Origin of the sequence: Pseudomonas canadensis, assembly GCF_030980095.1 — a bacterium.
GTDB lineage: Bacteria > Pseudomonadota > Gammaproteobacteria > Pseudomonadales > Pseudomonadaceae > Aquipseudomonas > Aquipseudomonas canadensis.
Genome location: NZ_CP133298.1, coordinates 1,568,451 through 1,584,803, shown reverse-complemented (window position 1 = coordinate 1,584,803; position 16,353 = coordinate 1,568,451). Strand labels below are relative to the sequence as shown.

The following is a 16,353-nucleotide window of genomic DNA, read 5'->3' as shown; positions in this document are numbered from 1 at the left end:
CACTCAAGGCCGTCCCATGGAAACCGTCCAAACAAAACCCACCACCGCCGTCTGGCTGATGATCAGTGTCGTGCTGGTCGCCCTCAACCTGCGCCCCTCAATGGCCGCTGTCGGCCCCCTGTTGTCCTCGATTCGTGGCGACGTGCCGTTGAGTTTCAGCAGCGCGGCCCTGCTGACCATGTTGCCGGTGATGGCCATGGGCTTGGCGATGTTCTTTGGAATGGGCGTGGCCAAACGTTTTGGCGAGCACCGCAGCATCGTGGTGTCACTGGTGGTGATTGGCGTGGCGACGCTGTCGCGGTTGTTCCTCGATTCGGCGCTGGAGTTGATTGTCAGCGCCATCGCCGCCGGCGTGGGGATTGCGATGATCCAGGCGCTGATGCCGGCGCTGATCAAATCGCGGTTCAGTGACAACGTTTCGCTGTTCATGGGCCTGTACGTCACCGCGATCATGGGCGGCGCGGCGCTGGCCGCATCGTTTGCACCGTTCGTGCAGGTGCAGACCGGCAGTTGGCGCATCGGCCTGGCGATCTGGGCGGTGCTGGCGCTGTTGGCCTTGGTGTTCTGGTACGCGCAGCGCTCGGTGTTGCCGCCACTGCCCCAAGCCGGTGCGGGCCCTCAAGAATCATTTTTCGGCAACGGTCGCGCCTGGTTGCTCGCGGTATTCTTCGGCCTCGGCACCGCCTCCTACACCTGCGTACTCGCCTGGCTGGCGCCGTACTACGTGGAGCAGGGTTGGAGTGAACAGAACGCCGGTTTGCTGCTGGGTTTCCTGACGGCCATGGAAGTCGTGTCCGGCCTGATCACCCCCGCCATCGCCAACCGTCGCCAGGATAAACGCGGCGTCGTTGCGGTGTTGCTGGTGCTGATCATCCTCGGTTTCTGCGGCCTGATCCTGAGTCCGCAACACCTGAGCCTGCTGTGGCCTAGCCTGCTCGGCCTGGGCATCGGCGGCCTGTTCCCGATGAGCCTGATCCTGTCCCTCGACCACCTGGACAACCCGCGCCGCGCCGGTGGCCTCACCGCGTTTGTGCAAGGCATCGGCTACCTGATTGCCGGGCTTTCGCCGCTGATCGCCGGGATGATCCGTGACAGACTGGGCAGCTTCGAATGGGCCTGGTGGTCGCTGACGGCGGTGATCGTGCTGATGCTGTTGATCGTGACGCGCTTCAACCCAAAGCATTACGCACGACATATACGCTGAGGTCGTGTTGCAAACAGTATTTGTCTCACACCAAACATAGAAACGCCCTACAGAGCATTCTATTGGCACGCTCGTTCCGTTAAGCTTTTGTGCTGTCTTGTACTGAATTCGGTACAAAGGGTTTACGGACGAAACCGATGCTAAACAGTAACTTGCTCAGAAAGCTCGATATGCAGGACTTGATGGTGTTTATCGCCGTCTATGACCAGAGCAGCGTTACCGAGGTGTCTGAAACGCTGTTTGTCAGCCAGTCCACCGTGAGCTACAGCCTGAAGAAGTTGCGCACCAGCTTCGAAGACGAGCTGTTTATCAACACGCGGGCCGGCATGCGGCCGACGTACAAGGCCACCACCATGTACAGCCATGTGCAGAAAATCCTCGAAAGCATCAACCTTTGCCACGCCGGTGGCCAAGCGTTCGATCCGACGCAGAAGGCCGTGACCTTCAACGTGTGTGCGCCGGAATATTTCGAACAGTTGATCCTGCCGCGCCTGTTGAAAAACTTCGACCGCGCCGACCTGCCGGTGATCGTCAATGTGCAGAAGCTGGAAACCGACATCCCCGCCGACGACCTGCGCGAAGGTCGTCTCGACCTAGTGATTTGCTTCGGCCCCAACTTCCACCGCGCCCACAGAGACTTCCGCACCCAGATGCTGCTGGAGGACGACCTTGTGTGCGTGTTCGACAAACGCTCGGCACCCCGGGAACCGGCCTTCAGCCTGCACTCCTTCGTCGAACGCCGCCACGTGTTCCCTACGCCGTGGACCTCCGACACCAACATGATCGACGGCTGGCTCGCACGCCAGGCCCACAAGCGCCAGGTCATCGCCCGCGCCAACAGCTACAGCGCAGCCTTGAAGATGATCACCGGCACCGATTTCATCGTCACCCTGCCGCGCCGCGTGCAAAAGTTGCTGGCACCGGCCACGGCATTCGGCCATTGCGAAGCGCCGAACGGCTTGCCGGGGTTCACGCTGGAGATGCAATGGAACGAAACCAGTGAACAGGACAGTGCCAATACCTGGTTTCGTGAACAGGTGGTGAAGGTGTGTGCCGATCAGGGGTTGTTGTAGGGCTTAACCAATCGCGACTTTGCTGTAGGAATCGCGATCCATATCCACCAACAGAACACTCAGCTGAACCTGTACGCCCGCCGGCCAGTCGCCAAGGTCCTGCAAGGCAGCCAACAGGCTTTCCGACAACTGCTTCTTGACCTGCGGCGACCGCCCGCTGAGCAGCGACAGCTTCACCGCGATAAAACCGCGGGGGTCGAGGGAGGTGCCCACCTGGAACGTCTCGACCTTGACCGCACGGCTTTTGATATCGAATTCGGAACCGAACTGGCCAGACACCATCAACACGTTGTTGAGCCGTAGGAGGGTTTTCTCAACGGCCAGGTTCGTCAGGTTGGCGGTGTATTCCAGATGCAGGTGTGGCATGTAGGGCTCCGAATCTTTGGTAGGAAGAATCCTAGATATACCACGGAGTCAGGCCTTGGTCGCCAACCCTCGATCACTCATGAACGCTTCCAGTCGCGAGCGTACCCAGCGCTCGGCCGGGTCGGTGTCGACATGGCTGAGCCAGACCATAGACAAGTCCAGGGTCGGCGTCTCGAACGGGAACGGCTCGCAGAACAGGTGGCCCGACACGGCCATGGCCTCGGCGGTGTAGTCCGGCAGGCTGGCGATCAGGTCGGTGCCTGCGAGCAACGCCGGCAGTGCGCTGTATTGCGGCACCGACAACACCACGTGGCGCTTGCGGCCGATTTCTGCCAGCCACTCATCGGCGAACCCTGCCACGTTGGCGGTGTGGGACACCAGCACGTGAGGGCGTGAGCAGTATTCGTCGAGGGTCAGCGGTGTTTCCGAGGCATCGGCACGTAGGATGCGCGGGCGGATATGGCGCAGCAGCTTGCGCTTGGCATTTGCCGGCAGGCCACGGGTCTGTGTGATGCCAACGGTTATATCGCCAGAGGCGAGCAGATCCGGGATGCGCCAGTAGTCCACATGTTGCACCACGAACACCACTTGCGGCGCTTCCTGGCGTAGGGCGCGCAGCAAAGGCGGCAACAGGCCGAATTCGACGTCATCGGACAGGCCGATACGAAAAGTCATGGTGCTGATGGACGGGTCGAAATCGTGGGTCAGGCTCAAGGCCGAGGATAGCGAGTCCAGCGCCGGCGACAGGTGCTGGATGATTTCCTCGGCCCGCGCCGTGGGCTCCATGCGGTGGCCGACGCGAATGAACAGCGGGTCGTTGAACAAGGTACGCAAGCGGTTGAGGGCCGAGCTGATGGTCGGCTGGCCGAGAAACAGCTTCTCCGCCACCCGCGTCACGTTGCGCTCCAGCATCAGCGCTTCGAACACCACCATCAGGTTGATGTCGGCCTTGCGTAATTCATTGCGATTCATCGGCGCCTGCCCCTTTCCCCAAGACAAGCCGCAGTGTAGAAAGCCGCGTTGCCGGCGTCTACGTGTAGGACGCTTCGCTGGCCTGTGCGCCACGCTCAGGCTCGTGCCCCATACGCAACCGCAGCGCCGCAATAGCCGCCACCACCAATACCAGCGCAATCACCTTCAGGCCGTTCATCGCATTGCCGGTGCTTTGCTCGATCACGCCCATTACCGACGGCCCGACAAACCCGCCAAGCAGCCCGCACGCGTTGACGAAACCCAGCCCGCCCGCCAGCGCAACGCCCTTGAGACGGGAAGCCGGGTACAGAAAAATGATCGACTGCACCACGAAGAACATCACCGCCGACAGGCAAAAACCGAGCAGGCTGAACACCGGCCCCGATATCGACGCGATGCCCAGGCCCAGCGCCATGGTCAGCAGACCTGTGACCAGCAACCGCCGGCAGCGTCCGGGCGTCGTGGCGAAACGCGGAATCAGCAAGGCACCGAGTGCCGCCGCGATCCACGGTAACGAAGTCAGCAGGCCGACGTTCATGGTACTCAGTTCGCCATACTTGCTGATGATGCTCGGCAGGAAAAAGATCACGGTGTAGATGGTGATCTGGTGACAGAAGTACACAAAAATCGCCAGCAGGATTTGCGGGGTCAGCCAGTTTTTCAACGAGTGACCGCCCTCGCCCGCGCCCTCTTCGGTTTCCCGGGCGATGCGCTGCTCAATGCCGCGCGCTTCCTCGGCAGACAACCACGGCGCCTTGCTCGGACGATCCGGCAACTTGCGCCAGACCACCCAGGCAAACGCCACCGCTGGCAGGCCTTCGAGCATGAACATCCACTGCCAGCCGTGCCAGCCGAGCATGCCGTCCATGCGCATCAAGGCCGCGCCCACCGGGCCACCGATGATGTTGGCGAAACACACGCCAAGCAGGAAATACCCGGTGGCGCGCGCCCGTTGTTCACGGTTGAACCAGTAGGTGAGGTAGAGCATGACGCCGGGGAACAGTCCGGCTTCGGCAATGCCCAGCAACAGGCGCAGCACGTAGAACGAGGTCTCGCCCTGCACAAAGGCCATGGCCGCCGAGATCAGGCCCCAGGTCACCATGATCCGCGCGATCCAGAACCGCGCGCCGACCTTGTGCATGATCAGGTTGCTGGGGATTTCCGACAGCGCATACGTCAGGAAAAACAGCCCCGCGCCCAACCCGTACGCCGCAGCGGAAATACCCAGGTCGACGTCCAGATGATGCTTGGCCAGGGCGATGTTGGTGCGGTCCAGAAAGCTCAGGATGTAGGCGATGATCAGCAAGGGCATCAACTTGACGAACATCAGTTTGTTCAACGCCTGCGGGGTGCGGGCGGAAGTGGCGGTAATCATCGGCAATTCCTCTTGGCGCCCCGCCAGCTGGGCTGGGGAGCGCATCGGTGTTGTTCTAGGAGTCGAGTTGCACGGCCATGGCCTGGGGGCGATGGGAAAACAATTGCAGCAGTGCGCCGCCCAGGGCGCAGCCGGCCATCACGAAGAAACAGACGGTGTAGCCGTGCAGCGTGGTCCAACCGCCGCCCATGGCGATCAGGCTGCCCATCAGCACCGGCGCCAGGCCGCCGCCGATAAACATCGCGGTGGTGATGATGCCGTTGGCGGTCGACGTCGCCGACGGCTCGGCCGAGTCGCAGGCCACGGCGTAATAGATCGGCCACACCGCGTTAGCCACCAGGCCGAACAGCAGTTGCACCACGACGATCAACGTCAGCGTATTGGCGAAGTAGAACGCGCCGACACTCGCCGCCATCCACACGCCGCAAATGATCAGCGTGGTGCGCCGGCCGATGATGTCCGACAGCGACGGCCACACCAATTGCCCGAGAATGCCGGTGAGGGTGAACACCACGCTCATCCCCGCCGACTCGGCCAGGGACAATCCGGCGATGTTGTAGAGGTAGGCCGGCAGCACGATGTTGACGCCCATGTATACGACTTGGGTGAGCATGGTGTTGCCCGCTGTGAGGGCGATATTGCGGTTGCGCAAGGTAGCAAGGAATGTACGCCAGGCCTCGCCTTTGACTTGGCTGGCCGGCGCGTTGTCGGGCGGGGTCATGCCTTTGGCGGCAATGTCGACGTACAGTGCAGTGATGCGCTCGGCGGTGGAATAACGCGCCCAGAAGATCATCAGCGGCAGCGCCACCACGAACGCGAAGAAGAACACATAGCGCCAGTTCTCTTCACCAAACACGGTGATGACAAAACTCGCGACGATACCGCTAAGCATCGCGCCAATCGGGTAACCCGTGTGGTGCGCGCCCAGGGCAAACCCGCGGCGCTCAACCGGCCACCATTCGGCGGTGTTGCTCACGCCCACCGGCTCGCCCCAGCCGGCGCCGAGGTTGACGCCGACGCGCAGGGCAATGAAGGTGGCGAGGTTGCCGCTCAACGCCTTGAAACCGGACAGAAACGAGATCGCGGTGTAGCCCAGCACCAACGGCACCTGGAAGCGCGCACGTTTCCAGCCGCCACCGTAACGATCGCTCCACATCGAACCGGGGATATCCAGCAGCGCCAGGGCCAGCATGACCACCGTGGCCACGGTGCCCCATTGGTCGGCGGACAAATCGAAATGCTTGGAAATGGTCGGCCCCAGGCGCAGCACGATCTCACGGTCGTAGGCATTGAGGATCCAGATCATCCAGCAGACCAGCAGCGACACCCAGGAATGCCGGTGAATGCTGCGCAGCGACGCTTTTTTTATAGTTGCCATGGGCCTCTCCAGGCGCGCAAGGGCGCGCACTGACACAAGGTTGCGAAGGAATATGCCTTGTCAAACACACGCGCTAGCTGGCGAACCGTCGCTCGGCTATTCCTTGCACGCCCAACCCAGTAATGGCGAACAGCGCTCCGCGCTGCTGGCCGTCTGCCGGAAAACGCGGCAGCGGCGGCTTGGCCATGGAGGTCACAAACAGGGTGTCCAGGTTCGGCCCGCCAAAGGTCAGGCTGGTGACCTTTTTCACCGGCATCTGGATGATGCGGTCGACGTGCCCGTCGGGGGTGTAGCGCACCAGTTTTCCGGCGTAGACCAGCGCCTGCCACAGGCAGCCTTCGGCATCCACGGTGCAACCATCGGCGGCGCCCCCGCCGGAGGTGTCGACCTTGGCGAAGGTGCGACGATTGCTGACACTGCCGGTGGCCAGGTCGTAGTCGTAGGCCCAGATCTCGCCGGACCAGGTGTCGCAGAAGTAGAAGGTTTCACCCGATGGGCTCCAGCACGGGCCGTTGGACACGATGATGCCTTCGTCCAGGGTGTGCAGGCTCAGGTCGGCATCAAGCCGGTAGAGTTTGGCACTGGCGTTGTCTTCCTGGGTGTCCATGGAGCCGAAGATAAAGCGGCCTTGGCGGTCGACCTTGCCGTCGTTGAGGCGGTTGTCGGGCAGGTGCGGTTCCGGGTCGATGACCAGGTTGAGCTCACCGCTGTTGAGGTCGAGGGTGTGAACGCCGTTCTGCAGCGCGACGATCGCCGACTCACCGTCGCGGCGCAGGGCCATGGAGCCGATCTTCTGGCCCACGTCCCAGGCCAGCAGCTCGCGACCGTCGTCGGTGCATCGCAAGATGCGGCCGTCGGCGCTGTCGATCCAATACAAGCGTTGTTGCTCGACGTCCCACACCGGGCCTTCGCCCAGGGTGGTCTTGACGTCGACAAGCACTTCGATACGCATGGTGATCCCCTTATTGTTGTTGTGCGGGATGCAGGCCGCGCCTTGACGCGGCGGTATGTTGGGTTAGAAGTTGACCTGGTCGCGCCCCTTGAGGCCGAGGATTTCCCGCGCTTCATCCGGCGTAGCGACCCGATGGCCAAGCGCTTCGATCACGGTACGAATACGCCGGACCTGATCGGCATTCGACGCCGCCAGTTTGCCCGGGCCATCCCACAGCGAATCTTCCAGGCCGACACGGGCGTTGCTGCCCATGGACAAGCCCATGGTCGCCAGCGGAATCTGCCCACGCCCGGCGCCAAGGATCGACCACATATAGTCGTCGCCAAACAGGCGGTCGGCGGTGCGGCGCATGTGTGCCAGGTCTTCCGGGTGGCCGCCGATACCGCCACGCAGGCCGAACACCGACTGGATAAACAACGGTGGCTTGAGCAGGCCACGTTCGAGGAAATGCGCGGCGGTGTACAGGTGGCCGATGTCGTAACACTCGATCTCGAAACGGGTGCGGTTTTCGGCACAGGAATTGAGGATGTGAGTGATGTCGCGGAAGGTGTTGCGGAAGATCCGGTCGTCACTTTCTTCCAGGTACGGCCGCTCCCAGTCGTGCTTGAAGTCGGTAAAGCGGTTGAGCATTTCGTACAGGCCGAAGTTCATCGAGCCCATATTCAGCGACGCCAGTTCCGGCTTGAACTGCATCACCGGCTGCAGGCGCTCTTCCACGCCCATGGTCGGCGCGCCGCCGGTGGTGATGTTGATCACCACGTCGCTGGCGGCCTTGATCTGCGGCAGGAATTCGGCGAACAACGCCGGGTCCTGGCTGGGGCGACCGTCGTTGGGGTCACGGGCATGCAGGTGGACAATCGCGGCGCCAGCCTCGGCGGCACCGATGGCGGCATCGGCAATTTCCTGCGCGGTGATCGGCAAATGCGGTGACATCGACGGCGTATGAATCGCACCAGTGACGGCGCAGGTGATGATGACAGGACGATTTTTGGACATGACGAATCTCCGACTTTTATTCTTATGAAAAAAATCCTGGGTGCAGCGCGATGTATTCTTCCGTGGCTTACAGGTACTCGACGTTACCGTCGACGCTGATCGCCTGGCCGGTCACGTTGCGTGCGGCGGGCGAACAGAGGAACAGCGCCATGGCGGCCACGTCTTCGGCGGTGACCATGCGCTTGAGGGAAATCTTGTTGAGGTATTCCTGGCGCATCTCGGCTTCGGGCACGCCGACCTGCTCCGCACGCGCGCGGATCACGCCGTCCATGCGCGGGCCTTCGACGATGCCGGGCAGCAACGCGTTGACGCGGATGTCGCTCTCGCCCAGCTCCGAGGCCAGGGATTTCATCAAGCCGACGATCGCCCATTTGGTCGCCGCGTACGGCGTGCGCCAGGCGTAGCCCAAGCGCCCCGCCACCGAGGCAATATGCAGCAGATGGCCGTGGGACGATTCCTTGAGCATCGGCACCGCGTGGTGGGCAAACCGGTACTGCGCGGTGAGATTGATGTTGATGGTGGCTTGCCACTCGGCGTCGCTGATCGCATCGATGCCACCGGTAGGCCCGGCAATCCCGGCATTGTTGACCAATACATCGAGGCCGCTGAAACGCTCGCGCTGCACCTTGAACACCGCCTCGATCTGCGCGGCATCACTGACATCCGCGCGGGTGGCGACGGTGCCTGGGTATTTGTCGCGGAACGCGGCCAGGGCCGGCTCGCTCACATCACACACATGCACTTGGGCACCGGCTTCCAGATACGCCGCCGCCAGCACTTCACCAATGCCGGCAGCCCCGCCGGAAATCAACACGCGTAACCCAGGATAAGGCTGCAGCCGTTGTAGGACACTCATGCACGTTTACCTCCTGAAACAGACGACCGCGCACGGTCGTTCTTGACGAGCAGACGCGCCAGGGAGTCGGCGGCCTGCATGATGTCATCGGTCACCGCTGCGCGTGCGCCGGCGCCGTCGCGGGCAGCCAGCGCTTCGACGATGCGCGTGTGCGCTTCCATCGAGCGTTGCAGGTGAGCTTTATCCGGGGCGACCAGCGCAAAGCACGGGCCCATGTGCAGCCAGAAGTTTTCCACGGCGGCCATTGTCAACTCGGCCTGTGCCACGGCGTAAATGCGCCGGTGAAACGCGAAGTTGGTCCAGAGGTAGCGGGACACGTCGACTTCGTCGGCGGCGTGTTGCATCTGCTGGCAGAGATCGGTGATTTCATCGAGGTCGGTTTTCTGCAGGAGCAGCACCGCCTTTTCGGCGAGCAAGCCTTCAAGGGCGACCCGCGCATCACGGATTTCACGCAGGCGGTCGACCGTCATCAGGCGCACACGCAGACGGGAGGTTTCGGTGACTTCAAAGGCGTTTTCAGCGCTGAGACGTTGCAGGGCCTCACGCACCGGCATCGGGCTGGAACCGAGGGCTTCGGCGAGGCCGCGGATGGTGAGTTTCTGGCCAGGTTGGAAACGGCCACTCATCAGGGCTTCGCGGATCTGGCGGTAGACCTGGTCTTGCAAGGTATCGCGGGACACCTGGCGCAGGGTGGGCAGGAGGAGCGGACCATCTGTCATGAGGCAAAACCTGTGTTGTCGTTCTTATGGCCTCAATATGTGATCACAAATCAAATATGTCAAATAGTTTCCCGTTTATGAAAGCGCGCTGACAAATGTGGGAGCGGGCTTGCTCGCGAAAGCGGTTGATCAGTCAAAGCATTGTTGACTGACATTCCGTCTTCGCGAGCAAGCCAGCTCCCACATTTTGACCGCGTTTAGCCTGATATTACGGTTTTAGCGGACGTTCCTGATCCCGCTCGGAAAGCTCCGTCCCATCATCGGGATGCTTCCAGGTCTGGGGTTTTTCTTCCTCACGCTGCCGGGGTTGCTCAAGCTCCCGCTCGTCCCGCCGTTTCTGTTGGTCAGTCATCGCCACCTCCCATCCGTAAGAATTGGTCACACCTTCAGCATAGAACAGCGAACGCATTTTTGACCGAGCTACCGATTGATAGCCAATGCACATCAATGCATCCAAATTTGTCACTTATCATTTCTAAATGTGTCAGCCACTATTCTGGGTCTTAGGCGAAACAAGCACTTTAAAAAGAACGCTGGAGACACAAAACCATGACTAGCCCTACCCGACCCGACTCTGCCCGCTCGAAAGTGGGCGCGGTTTTCCGCGTGACTTCGGGCAATTTCCTCGAACAGTTCGACTTCTTCCTGTTCGGTTTTTATGCCACCTACATCGCTGCCGCGTTCTTCCCTGCCGCTAATGAGTTTGCGTCATTAATGATGACCTTCGCCGTGTTCGGCGCGGGCTTCCTGATGCGTCCATTGGGCGCGATCATCCTGGGTGCCTATATCGATGACGTCGGTCGCCGCAAAGGGCTGATCGTGACCCTGTCGATCATGGCCAGCGGCACGCTGCTGATTGTGCTGGTGCCCGGTTATCACACCATTGGCCTCTGGGCACCTTTGCTGGTGCTGCTGGGCCGCCTGTTGCAGGGCTTCTCGGCCGGCGCGGAATTGGGCGGTGTGTCGGTGTACCTGTCCGAAATGGCCACCCCCGGCCGCAAAGGCTTCTACACCAGCTGGCAATCGGGCAGCCAACAGATCTCTATCGTGGTCGCCGCCGCGCTGGGTTATGGCCTGAACGTGTGGATGGAACCGGCCGTGGTAGCCGATTGGGGCTGGCGCATTCCGTTCGCCATCGGCTGCGTGATCATCCCGTTCATCTTTATCCTGCGGCGCAACCTGCAGGAAACCGAAGAGTTCGCCAACCGCAAGCATCGCCCGACCATGCGCGAAGTGATGGCGACCCTGGTGAAGAACTGGACCGTGGTCATCGGCGGCATGCTGATGGTGGCCATGACCACTACCGCGTTCTACCTGATCACCGTGTACGCACCGACCTTCGGCAAGACTGTGCTGCAATTGAGCACCTCCGACGCTCTGCTGGTGACCTTGCTGGTGGCGGTGTCGAACTTTGTCTGGTTGCCGATCGGCGGCACGCTGAGCGACCGGTTTGGCCGCAAGCCGGTGCTGATCGCCATGACCGTACTGACGGTTCTGACCGCTTATCCAGCGCTGTCCTACGTGGTGAATGCCCCAAGCTTCGCCCACATGCTGGAAACCCTGCTGTGGTTCTCCTTCCTCTACGGCATGTACAACGGCGCCATGATCCCGGCCCTGACCGAAATCATGCCGGTGGAAGTGCGTGTGGCGGGTTTCTCCCTGGCCTACAGCCTGGCGACCGCGATTTTCGGTGGGTTTACCCCAGCGATTTCCACCTGGTTCATCCACATTACCGAAGACAAAGCCTCGCCAGCCTACTGGATGATGTTCGCCGCAGCCTGCGCGCTGTGCTCGACCCTCGCGCTGTACCGTCGCGCCAACACCCGTGGCCAGGTCATGCAGGAGGCGGCATGATGAAGCCGTTGCTCAAGACCCTGACGGCCCTGGCCCTCGGCGCCCTGGCGCTGTCGGCCCAGGCCGAACAGCTCAAGGTGATGACATCGGGTGGCTTCACCGCCGCGTATAAACTGCTTGGCCCGCAGTACGCCAAGCAAAGCGGTGACAGCCTCGACACCATTCTGGGTCCGTCCATGGGCAAGGCGCCGGAAGCGATTCCCAACCGTCTCGCCCGTGGCGAACACGCCGACGTGGTGATCATGGTCGGCTACGCCCTGGATGACCTGATCAAACAAGGCAAGGTCGACCCGGCCTCCCGCGTGGAACTGGCGGACTCGCGCATCGGCCTGGTGGTGAAGGCCGGAGCGGTCAAACCTGCAATCGGTACTGATGCCGAACTGAAAGCCGTGCTGAGCAAGGCCAAATCCGTGGCTTACTCGGACAGCGCCAGCGGTGTGTATGTCGAGAAGGAGTTGTTCAAGAAGCTCGGCATGCCGAGCAAGGGCACCATGATCGAACGCCTGCCGGTGGCAGAACAGGTCGCCAAGGGTGACTACGAAGTGGGCCTGCAGCAGGTCGCGGAATTGCTGCCAGTGCCGGGTGTGACCTACGTCGGCAAGATCCCGGAAGACGTGCAATCGGTGACGCGGTTCGCCGCCGGTATCCCGGTGAATGCCGAACACCCTGAACAGGCCAAGGCCTTGTTGCAGTACCTGGCGTCGCCCCAGGCGCAACCGGTGGTGCAAGCCACCGGCCTGGACTCGGTGTCACGCTGACCGAAACGGCATCTCCCGCACCAATCGCTCCAACTCCAGCGCCGCTGGCGGCAAGGTCCGCCCGCGGCGTTTTATCAAGCCCACATTGCGCATCACCTGCGGTTCCACCAGCGGCACACTCACCAGGATCGGGTGCTCGCCCGCCGGCATGGCAATCGAGGGCACCATCGCCACCCCCAATCCCGCCTCCACCAGCCCGATCATTGTCGTTACGTGGTGCGTCTCGCAGATACTCGGCTTTTTCACCCGCACGCCACGCAACGCCTGGTCGAGCAGGAAGCGGTTACCAGAGGTCTTGTCCACGGTGATGTAGTCGTGTTCGTAGGCCTCCGACCAGCTCACGCTGTCACGCTGGGCCAAGGGGTGATCGCGGCGACAGGCCAGCACATAGCGCTCCTGCAGCAGCAATTCGAACTCCACTTCATCGGCCAGACTGCCGCTGAAACTCACGCCGAAATCCGCCTCGCCACTTCCCACCGCATTGCACACTTCACCGGCACTGGCATCCAGCACCCGCAGGCGAATTTTCGGATACAACTTGTGGAATTCGGAGATCACATGGGGCATGAAATAGTACGCGGTGGACGGCACGCAGGCGATGGTGACATTACCCATGCGGGTGGACGCGACATTACTGATGCCCATGAGCGCCACGTCGAGGTCATCGAGCATGCGCTCGACCTGAGGCAGGAAAGCGCGGCCGACCATGGTCAGGCTGACGCGCCGCGTGGTGCGTTCGAACAGCTTCACATCCAGGGCGGTCTCGAGCTTTTCGATACGCCGGCTGAGGGCCGGCTGCGAGATACGGATAGCCTCGGCGGCACCGCGAAAACTGCCCTTGTCTACCACGGCGCGGAAGGCTTGGAGGTCGTTGAGGTCGAAGTTGATGATCACGGGAAGGCCAATGTGGTCGAGGTGGCAGGCATTATCGTATGGGAGCCGATGGCGCGCCATGCATGTCGGGACCGGGTTGTTGTAATAACCCTGCTACAAATATGAAGTCATACATATCAGTGGGTTATTGGGTTTATGCGGCCACGCAGTTTTCTAAATGGGTCAATACTTGCGACCTGACCTAAACAACCGGAGATGTAGCACGCATGGAAACCTATCACTTCTGGACAGACGACGAGTCGCCGGATATCGGCATCGATCAGTTGCTTCTTGCATCACGCCAATGGTCAAGTAGGATTGAATCCTACTCTCCTTCGACGGACTTCCACATGCGCTCAACCCAGCAAATGAGCATTACCTTGCCAATCGAAATGGCAGCCTTGGTCAAAGCCAAAGTCGCAGCCGGTGAATATGCATCCGAAAGTGAAGTGATCCGCGACGGCCTGAGGGTCTTGCTGGCCCGTGATCGCGCTATGGAAGACTGGCTGCGGGACGAGGTGATCCCAGCTGCGGCAGCCCTCAAGGCCGAGCCCGAGCGTGCGCTGTCCGTCGAACAGGTTCGAGAACACATGGCAGCCAAGCGTCAACGACAAGGCACCGGGAAAGCGTGAGTTACACGGTAGCCTTTTCGCCTGAAGCATTGGCGCAACTCGACGCCCTTGAAGACTACATCAGCGATGCCGGTTCCCCCGTTGTAGCGGCACGCTTTATCGACAACCTCATCCCCTACTGCGAAAACCTTTGCCTGTTTCCCTCGCACGGAGTTCGACGTGACGACCTGCTGACCCACTTACGCATCACGCACTATCGACGCACCACCGCCATTGCGTTCACGGCGGACCCCGCGACCGAAACAGTGTCGATCCTCGGAGTGTTTTACGGTGGGCAGGACTAAGCGGCATTGTTGCAGGGCGATGGGGAGTCGTCCCTGACCAATAAAGAGTGATCAATGAACAAGACAGTTGGAAGAGTGAACAGTGCCCCGCGCCGGGCGCTGAAGCCAGGGCTCTGGGTCATCGGACTGCTGTGCGTCGCCACCCTGGGGTTCTTTGCCTGGCAAAGCTTCTACCCTGTCAGCGCAGCCAGCGGCTGGAGTGTGCAGGTGCTGCACCGCGATGTGCCCAAGGCCGCCTCGCTGATGCCTCTGGTGGATGGTTCATTGATGGTCAGTCAGGAACTCGATGACGCCAAGGGCAGCATCGTGCGCATCCTCAAGGATGGAACGCGTGATGTGATGGTGAACAAGCTCTCCAAACCCGACGGCCTGTTCGCCACACGCGGTGGTTGGGTGTTCAGCCAGGAGTCCGCTAATTTGCCCGTGAGCTTTCTCAAGGATGGCGTCGTCAGCGAACTGTTCAGAGGTGAGAACGTGCAGGGCCTGTGGGATGACGGTGACTACCTCTATGCCATCGAGGACCGCAAGCCTGTCGGGCGACTGTTGCGTTATCGCTGGAGCGACCAGACCCTGACCGTATTGCGTGACCAGATTCAGGAAGGCGAGTCCGTCGTCCGTTGCACCGACGGGCGCATGCTCTACACCGAGAAGAAAAAGGGTGTGGTACGTGAGCTGACAGAAGACGGCAGCGATCCCGACGTGCTGGCCGGCCTGAACAAACCGACGTTTTTGATGTGCGATGAGCGCGGGTTGTGGGTCAATGAGGACTCCACGCACCGAGCGAGGTTGTTGCTGATAGACAAGCAGGGGCACCAACAGACGATCTTGTCGTTCCTGAAGGCGCCGCAGTCGATTGTGCCAACCAGTCGAGGGACCTATCTGCTGGCCGAGGGTGGCAGGGACCGGGTGTTGGAACTGGTACCCGACACACGTAAATCCTTACCGTAAACACCGCACCACCGCTTCATCCATACGTTGAGGCGGTGCGCAGGTCAAAGCAGCTCCCAAACCTGCGGGCCATTAAAAAACGCCTGCGCATTGCTATCCAGCGTCTCCAGGTGATACCCACCCTCCTGCACGATCACACACGGCAAGCCCAATCCACGAATGCACTCACCCAACCGTGCAAACCCTTCCCGCGTAACGGCGACTTTGCTCTGCGGGTCCAACTCGTAGATATCGAAACCCAGTGACAGCACCAGCACATCTGCCGAGAAGTTCTTCACCGCCGCCAACGCCAGTTCCACCTTTTCGAAAAACACCGCCTCGCTGGCACCGTGGGGCATTGGCAGGTTGAGGTTGAAGCCTTCACCTGCTGCACTACCGCGCTCTTCGGCGAAGCCGGCTACGCCGGGGTAGAAGTTGGTGGGGTCACCGTGAATCGAGACGTAAAGCACGTCGTCGCGGTCGTAGAAAATCTCCTGGATACCTTGGCCGTGGTGCATGTCGGTGTCGAGCACGGCAACGCGCTGGAAACCTTGACGCAATGCCTGCGCTGCTACAGCAGCATTGTTGATGTAACAGAATCCTCCTGCCGCATCGTAGCGAGCATGATGGCCCGGTGGGCGACAAAGGGCGTAGGCGGCCGGAGCGCCATCAAGAATGTCCTTGGCGGCAGCAACGGCGCTCTGGGCCGACCAGTAGGCCGAGCGCCAGGTCAGCTCGCCGATCGGGCAACTGCCATCCGCCAGGTAGCGCGCAGCCTGGGCAAGGATGCCGCGCAGGGCGTTGGGTTCGCGCACGAAGATGTTGGACATGACTTCGTCACCCCAGTCTTCGGGGATTTCCTTCCAGCGTTGGTGGGCCTCCTGCAGGAAAGCCAGGTAAGGCGCACTATGTACGGCCAGCAATGGACCGAGGCCGTAGTCCTGCGGCTGCTGGATGTCGAAACCCAAGGTTTGCGCGGCCAACAGCAGGTTGCGGGCACGCTCGGGAACCTCCTGCGGCGTGCGCATCTGACCACGGGAGTAGTAGCTGCGCGGATGATGCAAAAGTTGCTCGGGATGAAAAAATGTACGCATGAGATGCTCCTGGGTGAACACGGAACCTGTGGGAGTTGCC

At 61.2% G+C, this 16,353-nt stretch carries 18 protein-coding genes; 7 read left to right on the top strand and 11 right to left on the bottom strand.

From position 1 onward, the window contains the following. Nucleotides 1-16: 16 nt before the first annotated feature. Nucleotides 17-1,204 (top strand): cyanate transporter, encoded by a 1,188-nt coding sequence (locus RB216_RS07310; RefSeq protein WP_028619371.1) that lies wholly within the window; start codon nt 17-19, stop codon nt 1,202-1,204. A 137-nt stretch (nt 1,205-1,341) separates the two neighbouring features. Next, entirely contained in the window at nt 1,342-2,277 is a 936-nt protein-coding gene (locus tag RB216_RS07305; RefSeq protein WP_122724915.1) for a LysR family transcriptional regulator, read from the top strand. A 3-nt stretch (nt 2,278-2,280) separates the two neighbouring features. Here the strand turns inward: RB216_RS07305 and RB216_RS07300 are convergent, their stop codons facing one another. From RB216_RS07300 to RB216_RS07260, 9 genes are all read right to left on the bottom strand, one after another. Further along, nucleotides 2,281-2,643, bottom strand: a complete 363-nt coding sequence (locus RB216_RS07300; protein ID WP_028619369.1) for a 5-carboxymethyl-2-hydroxymuconate Delta-isomerase — start codon at nt 2,641-2,643, stop codon at nt 2,281-2,283. Between the two features lie 48 nt (nt 2,644-2,691). After that, entirely contained in the window at nt 2,692-3,615 is a 924-nt protein-coding gene (locus RB216_RS07295; protein ID WP_028619368.1) for a LysR substrate-binding domain-containing protein, read from the bottom strand. Between the two features lie 58 nt (nt 3,616-3,673). Beyond that, complete coding sequence (locus RB216_RS07290; RefSeq protein WP_305384119.1) at nt 3,674-4,990, bottom strand: MFS transporter; 1,317 nt, start codon at nt 4,988-4,990, stop codon at nt 3,674-3,676. A gap of 55 nt (nt 4,991-5,045) precedes the next feature. Beyond that, nucleotides 5,046-6,368 carry an MFS transporter gene (locus tag RB216_RS07285; RefSeq protein ID WP_028619366.1) on the bottom strand — a complete coding sequence of 441 codons (1,323 nt, stop codon included), beginning with the start codon at nt 6,366-6,368 and terminating at the stop codon, nt 5,046-5,048. A 73-nt stretch (nt 6,369-6,441) separates the two neighbouring features. Next, nucleotides 6,442-7,320: an SMP-30/gluconolactonase/LRE family protein gene (locus RB216_RS07280; RefSeq protein ID WP_028619365.1), complete on the bottom strand. Its 879-nt coding sequence runs from the start codon at nt 7,318-7,320 to the stop codon at nt 6,442-6,444. Nucleotides 7,321-7,383: 63 nt separating this feature from the next. Beyond that, nucleotides 7,384-8,316: a 3,5-dioxohexanoate:acetyl-CoA acetone transferase gene (kce, locus tag RB216_RS07275; RefSeq protein ID WP_308908471.1), complete on the bottom strand. Its 933-nt coding sequence runs from the start codon at nt 8,314-8,316 to the stop codon at nt 7,384-7,386. Between the two features lie 67 nt (nt 8,317-8,383). After that, the gene (locus RB216_RS07270; protein ID WP_068934923.1) at nt 8,384-9,172 is read right to left on the bottom strand and encodes an SDR family oxidoreductase; all 789 of its coding nucleotides are present in this window, start codon (nt 9,170-9,172) and stop codon (nt 8,384-8,386) included. Beyond that, nucleotides 9,169-9,891, bottom strand: a complete 723-nt coding sequence (locus RB216_RS07265; RefSeq protein ID WP_028619363.1) for a GntR family transcriptional regulator — start codon at nt 9,889-9,891, stop codon at nt 9,169-9,171. The genes RB216_RS07270 and RB216_RS07265 overlap by 4 nt, the downstream gene beginning before the upstream one ends. Nucleotides 9,892-10,099: 208 nt before the next feature. Next, the gene (locus RB216_RS07260) at nt 10,100-10,348 is read right to left on the bottom strand and encodes a hypothetical protein (RefSeq protein ID WP_134743047.1); all 249 of its coding nucleotides are present in this window, start codon (nt 10,346-10,348) and stop codon (nt 10,100-10,102) included. A gap of 92 nt (nt 10,349-10,440) precedes the next feature. Between RB216_RS07260 and RB216_RS07255 the strand changes: the two genes are divergently transcribed. Beyond that, nucleotides 10,441-11,745, top strand: coding sequence for an MFS transporter (locus tag RB216_RS07255; protein ID WP_068934928.1), 1,305 nt, complete (start codon nt 10,441-10,443; stop codon nt 11,743-11,745). Next, on the top strand, nt 11,745-12,503 hold the full coding sequence (locus tag RB216_RS07250; protein ID WP_028619361.1) for a substrate-binding domain-containing protein: 759 nt from the start codon (nt 11,745-11,747) through the stop codon (nt 12,501-12,503). The genes RB216_RS07255 and RB216_RS07250 overlap by 1 nt, the downstream gene beginning before the upstream one ends. Here the strand turns inward: RB216_RS07250 and RB216_RS07245 are convergent. Further along, complete coding sequence (locus RB216_RS07245; protein WP_028619360.1) at nt 12,495-13,397, bottom strand: LysR family transcriptional regulator; 903 nt, start codon at nt 13,395-13,397, stop codon at nt 12,495-12,497. The genes RB216_RS07250 and RB216_RS07245 overlap by 9 nt on opposite strands. Nucleotides 13,398-13,603: 206 nt before the next feature. On the opposite strand from RB216_RS07245, the gene RB216_RS07240 reads away from it, so the two are divergent. Genes RB216_RS07240 through RB216_RS07230 form a run of 3 tightly spaced genes read left to right on the top strand, consistent with a single transcriptional unit; the run spans nt 13,604 to nt 15,240 of the window. Then, the gene (locus tag RB216_RS07240) at nt 13,604-14,008 is read left to right on the top strand and encodes a ribbon-helix-helix domain-containing protein (RefSeq protein WP_305384112.1); all 405 of its coding nucleotides are present in this window, start codon (nt 13,604-13,606) and stop codon (nt 14,006-14,008) included. Beyond that, the gene (locus RB216_RS07235) at nt 14,005-14,292 is read left to right on the top strand and encodes a type II toxin-antitoxin system RelE/ParE family toxin (protein WP_308908470.1); all 288 of its coding nucleotides are present in this window, start codon (nt 14,005-14,007) and stop codon (nt 14,290-14,292) included. The genes RB216_RS07240 and RB216_RS07235 overlap by 4 nt, the downstream gene beginning before the upstream one ends. A 54-nt stretch (nt 14,293-14,346) precedes the next feature. Continuing rightward, on the top strand, nt 14,347-15,240 hold the full coding sequence (locus tag RB216_RS07230; protein ID WP_236318527.1) for an SMP-30/gluconolactonase/LRE family protein: 894 nt from the start codon (nt 14,347-14,349) through the stop codon (nt 15,238-15,240). Between the two features lie 44 nt (nt 15,241-15,284). On the opposite strand, the gene RB216_RS07225 is transcribed toward RB216_RS07230, so the two are convergent. Then, complete coding sequence (locus tag RB216_RS07225; protein ID WP_236318526.1) at nt 15,285-16,313, bottom strand: histone deacetylase family protein; 1,029 nt, start codon at nt 16,311-16,313, stop codon at nt 15,285-15,287. Nucleotides 16,314-16,353: the final 40 nt, after the last annotated feature.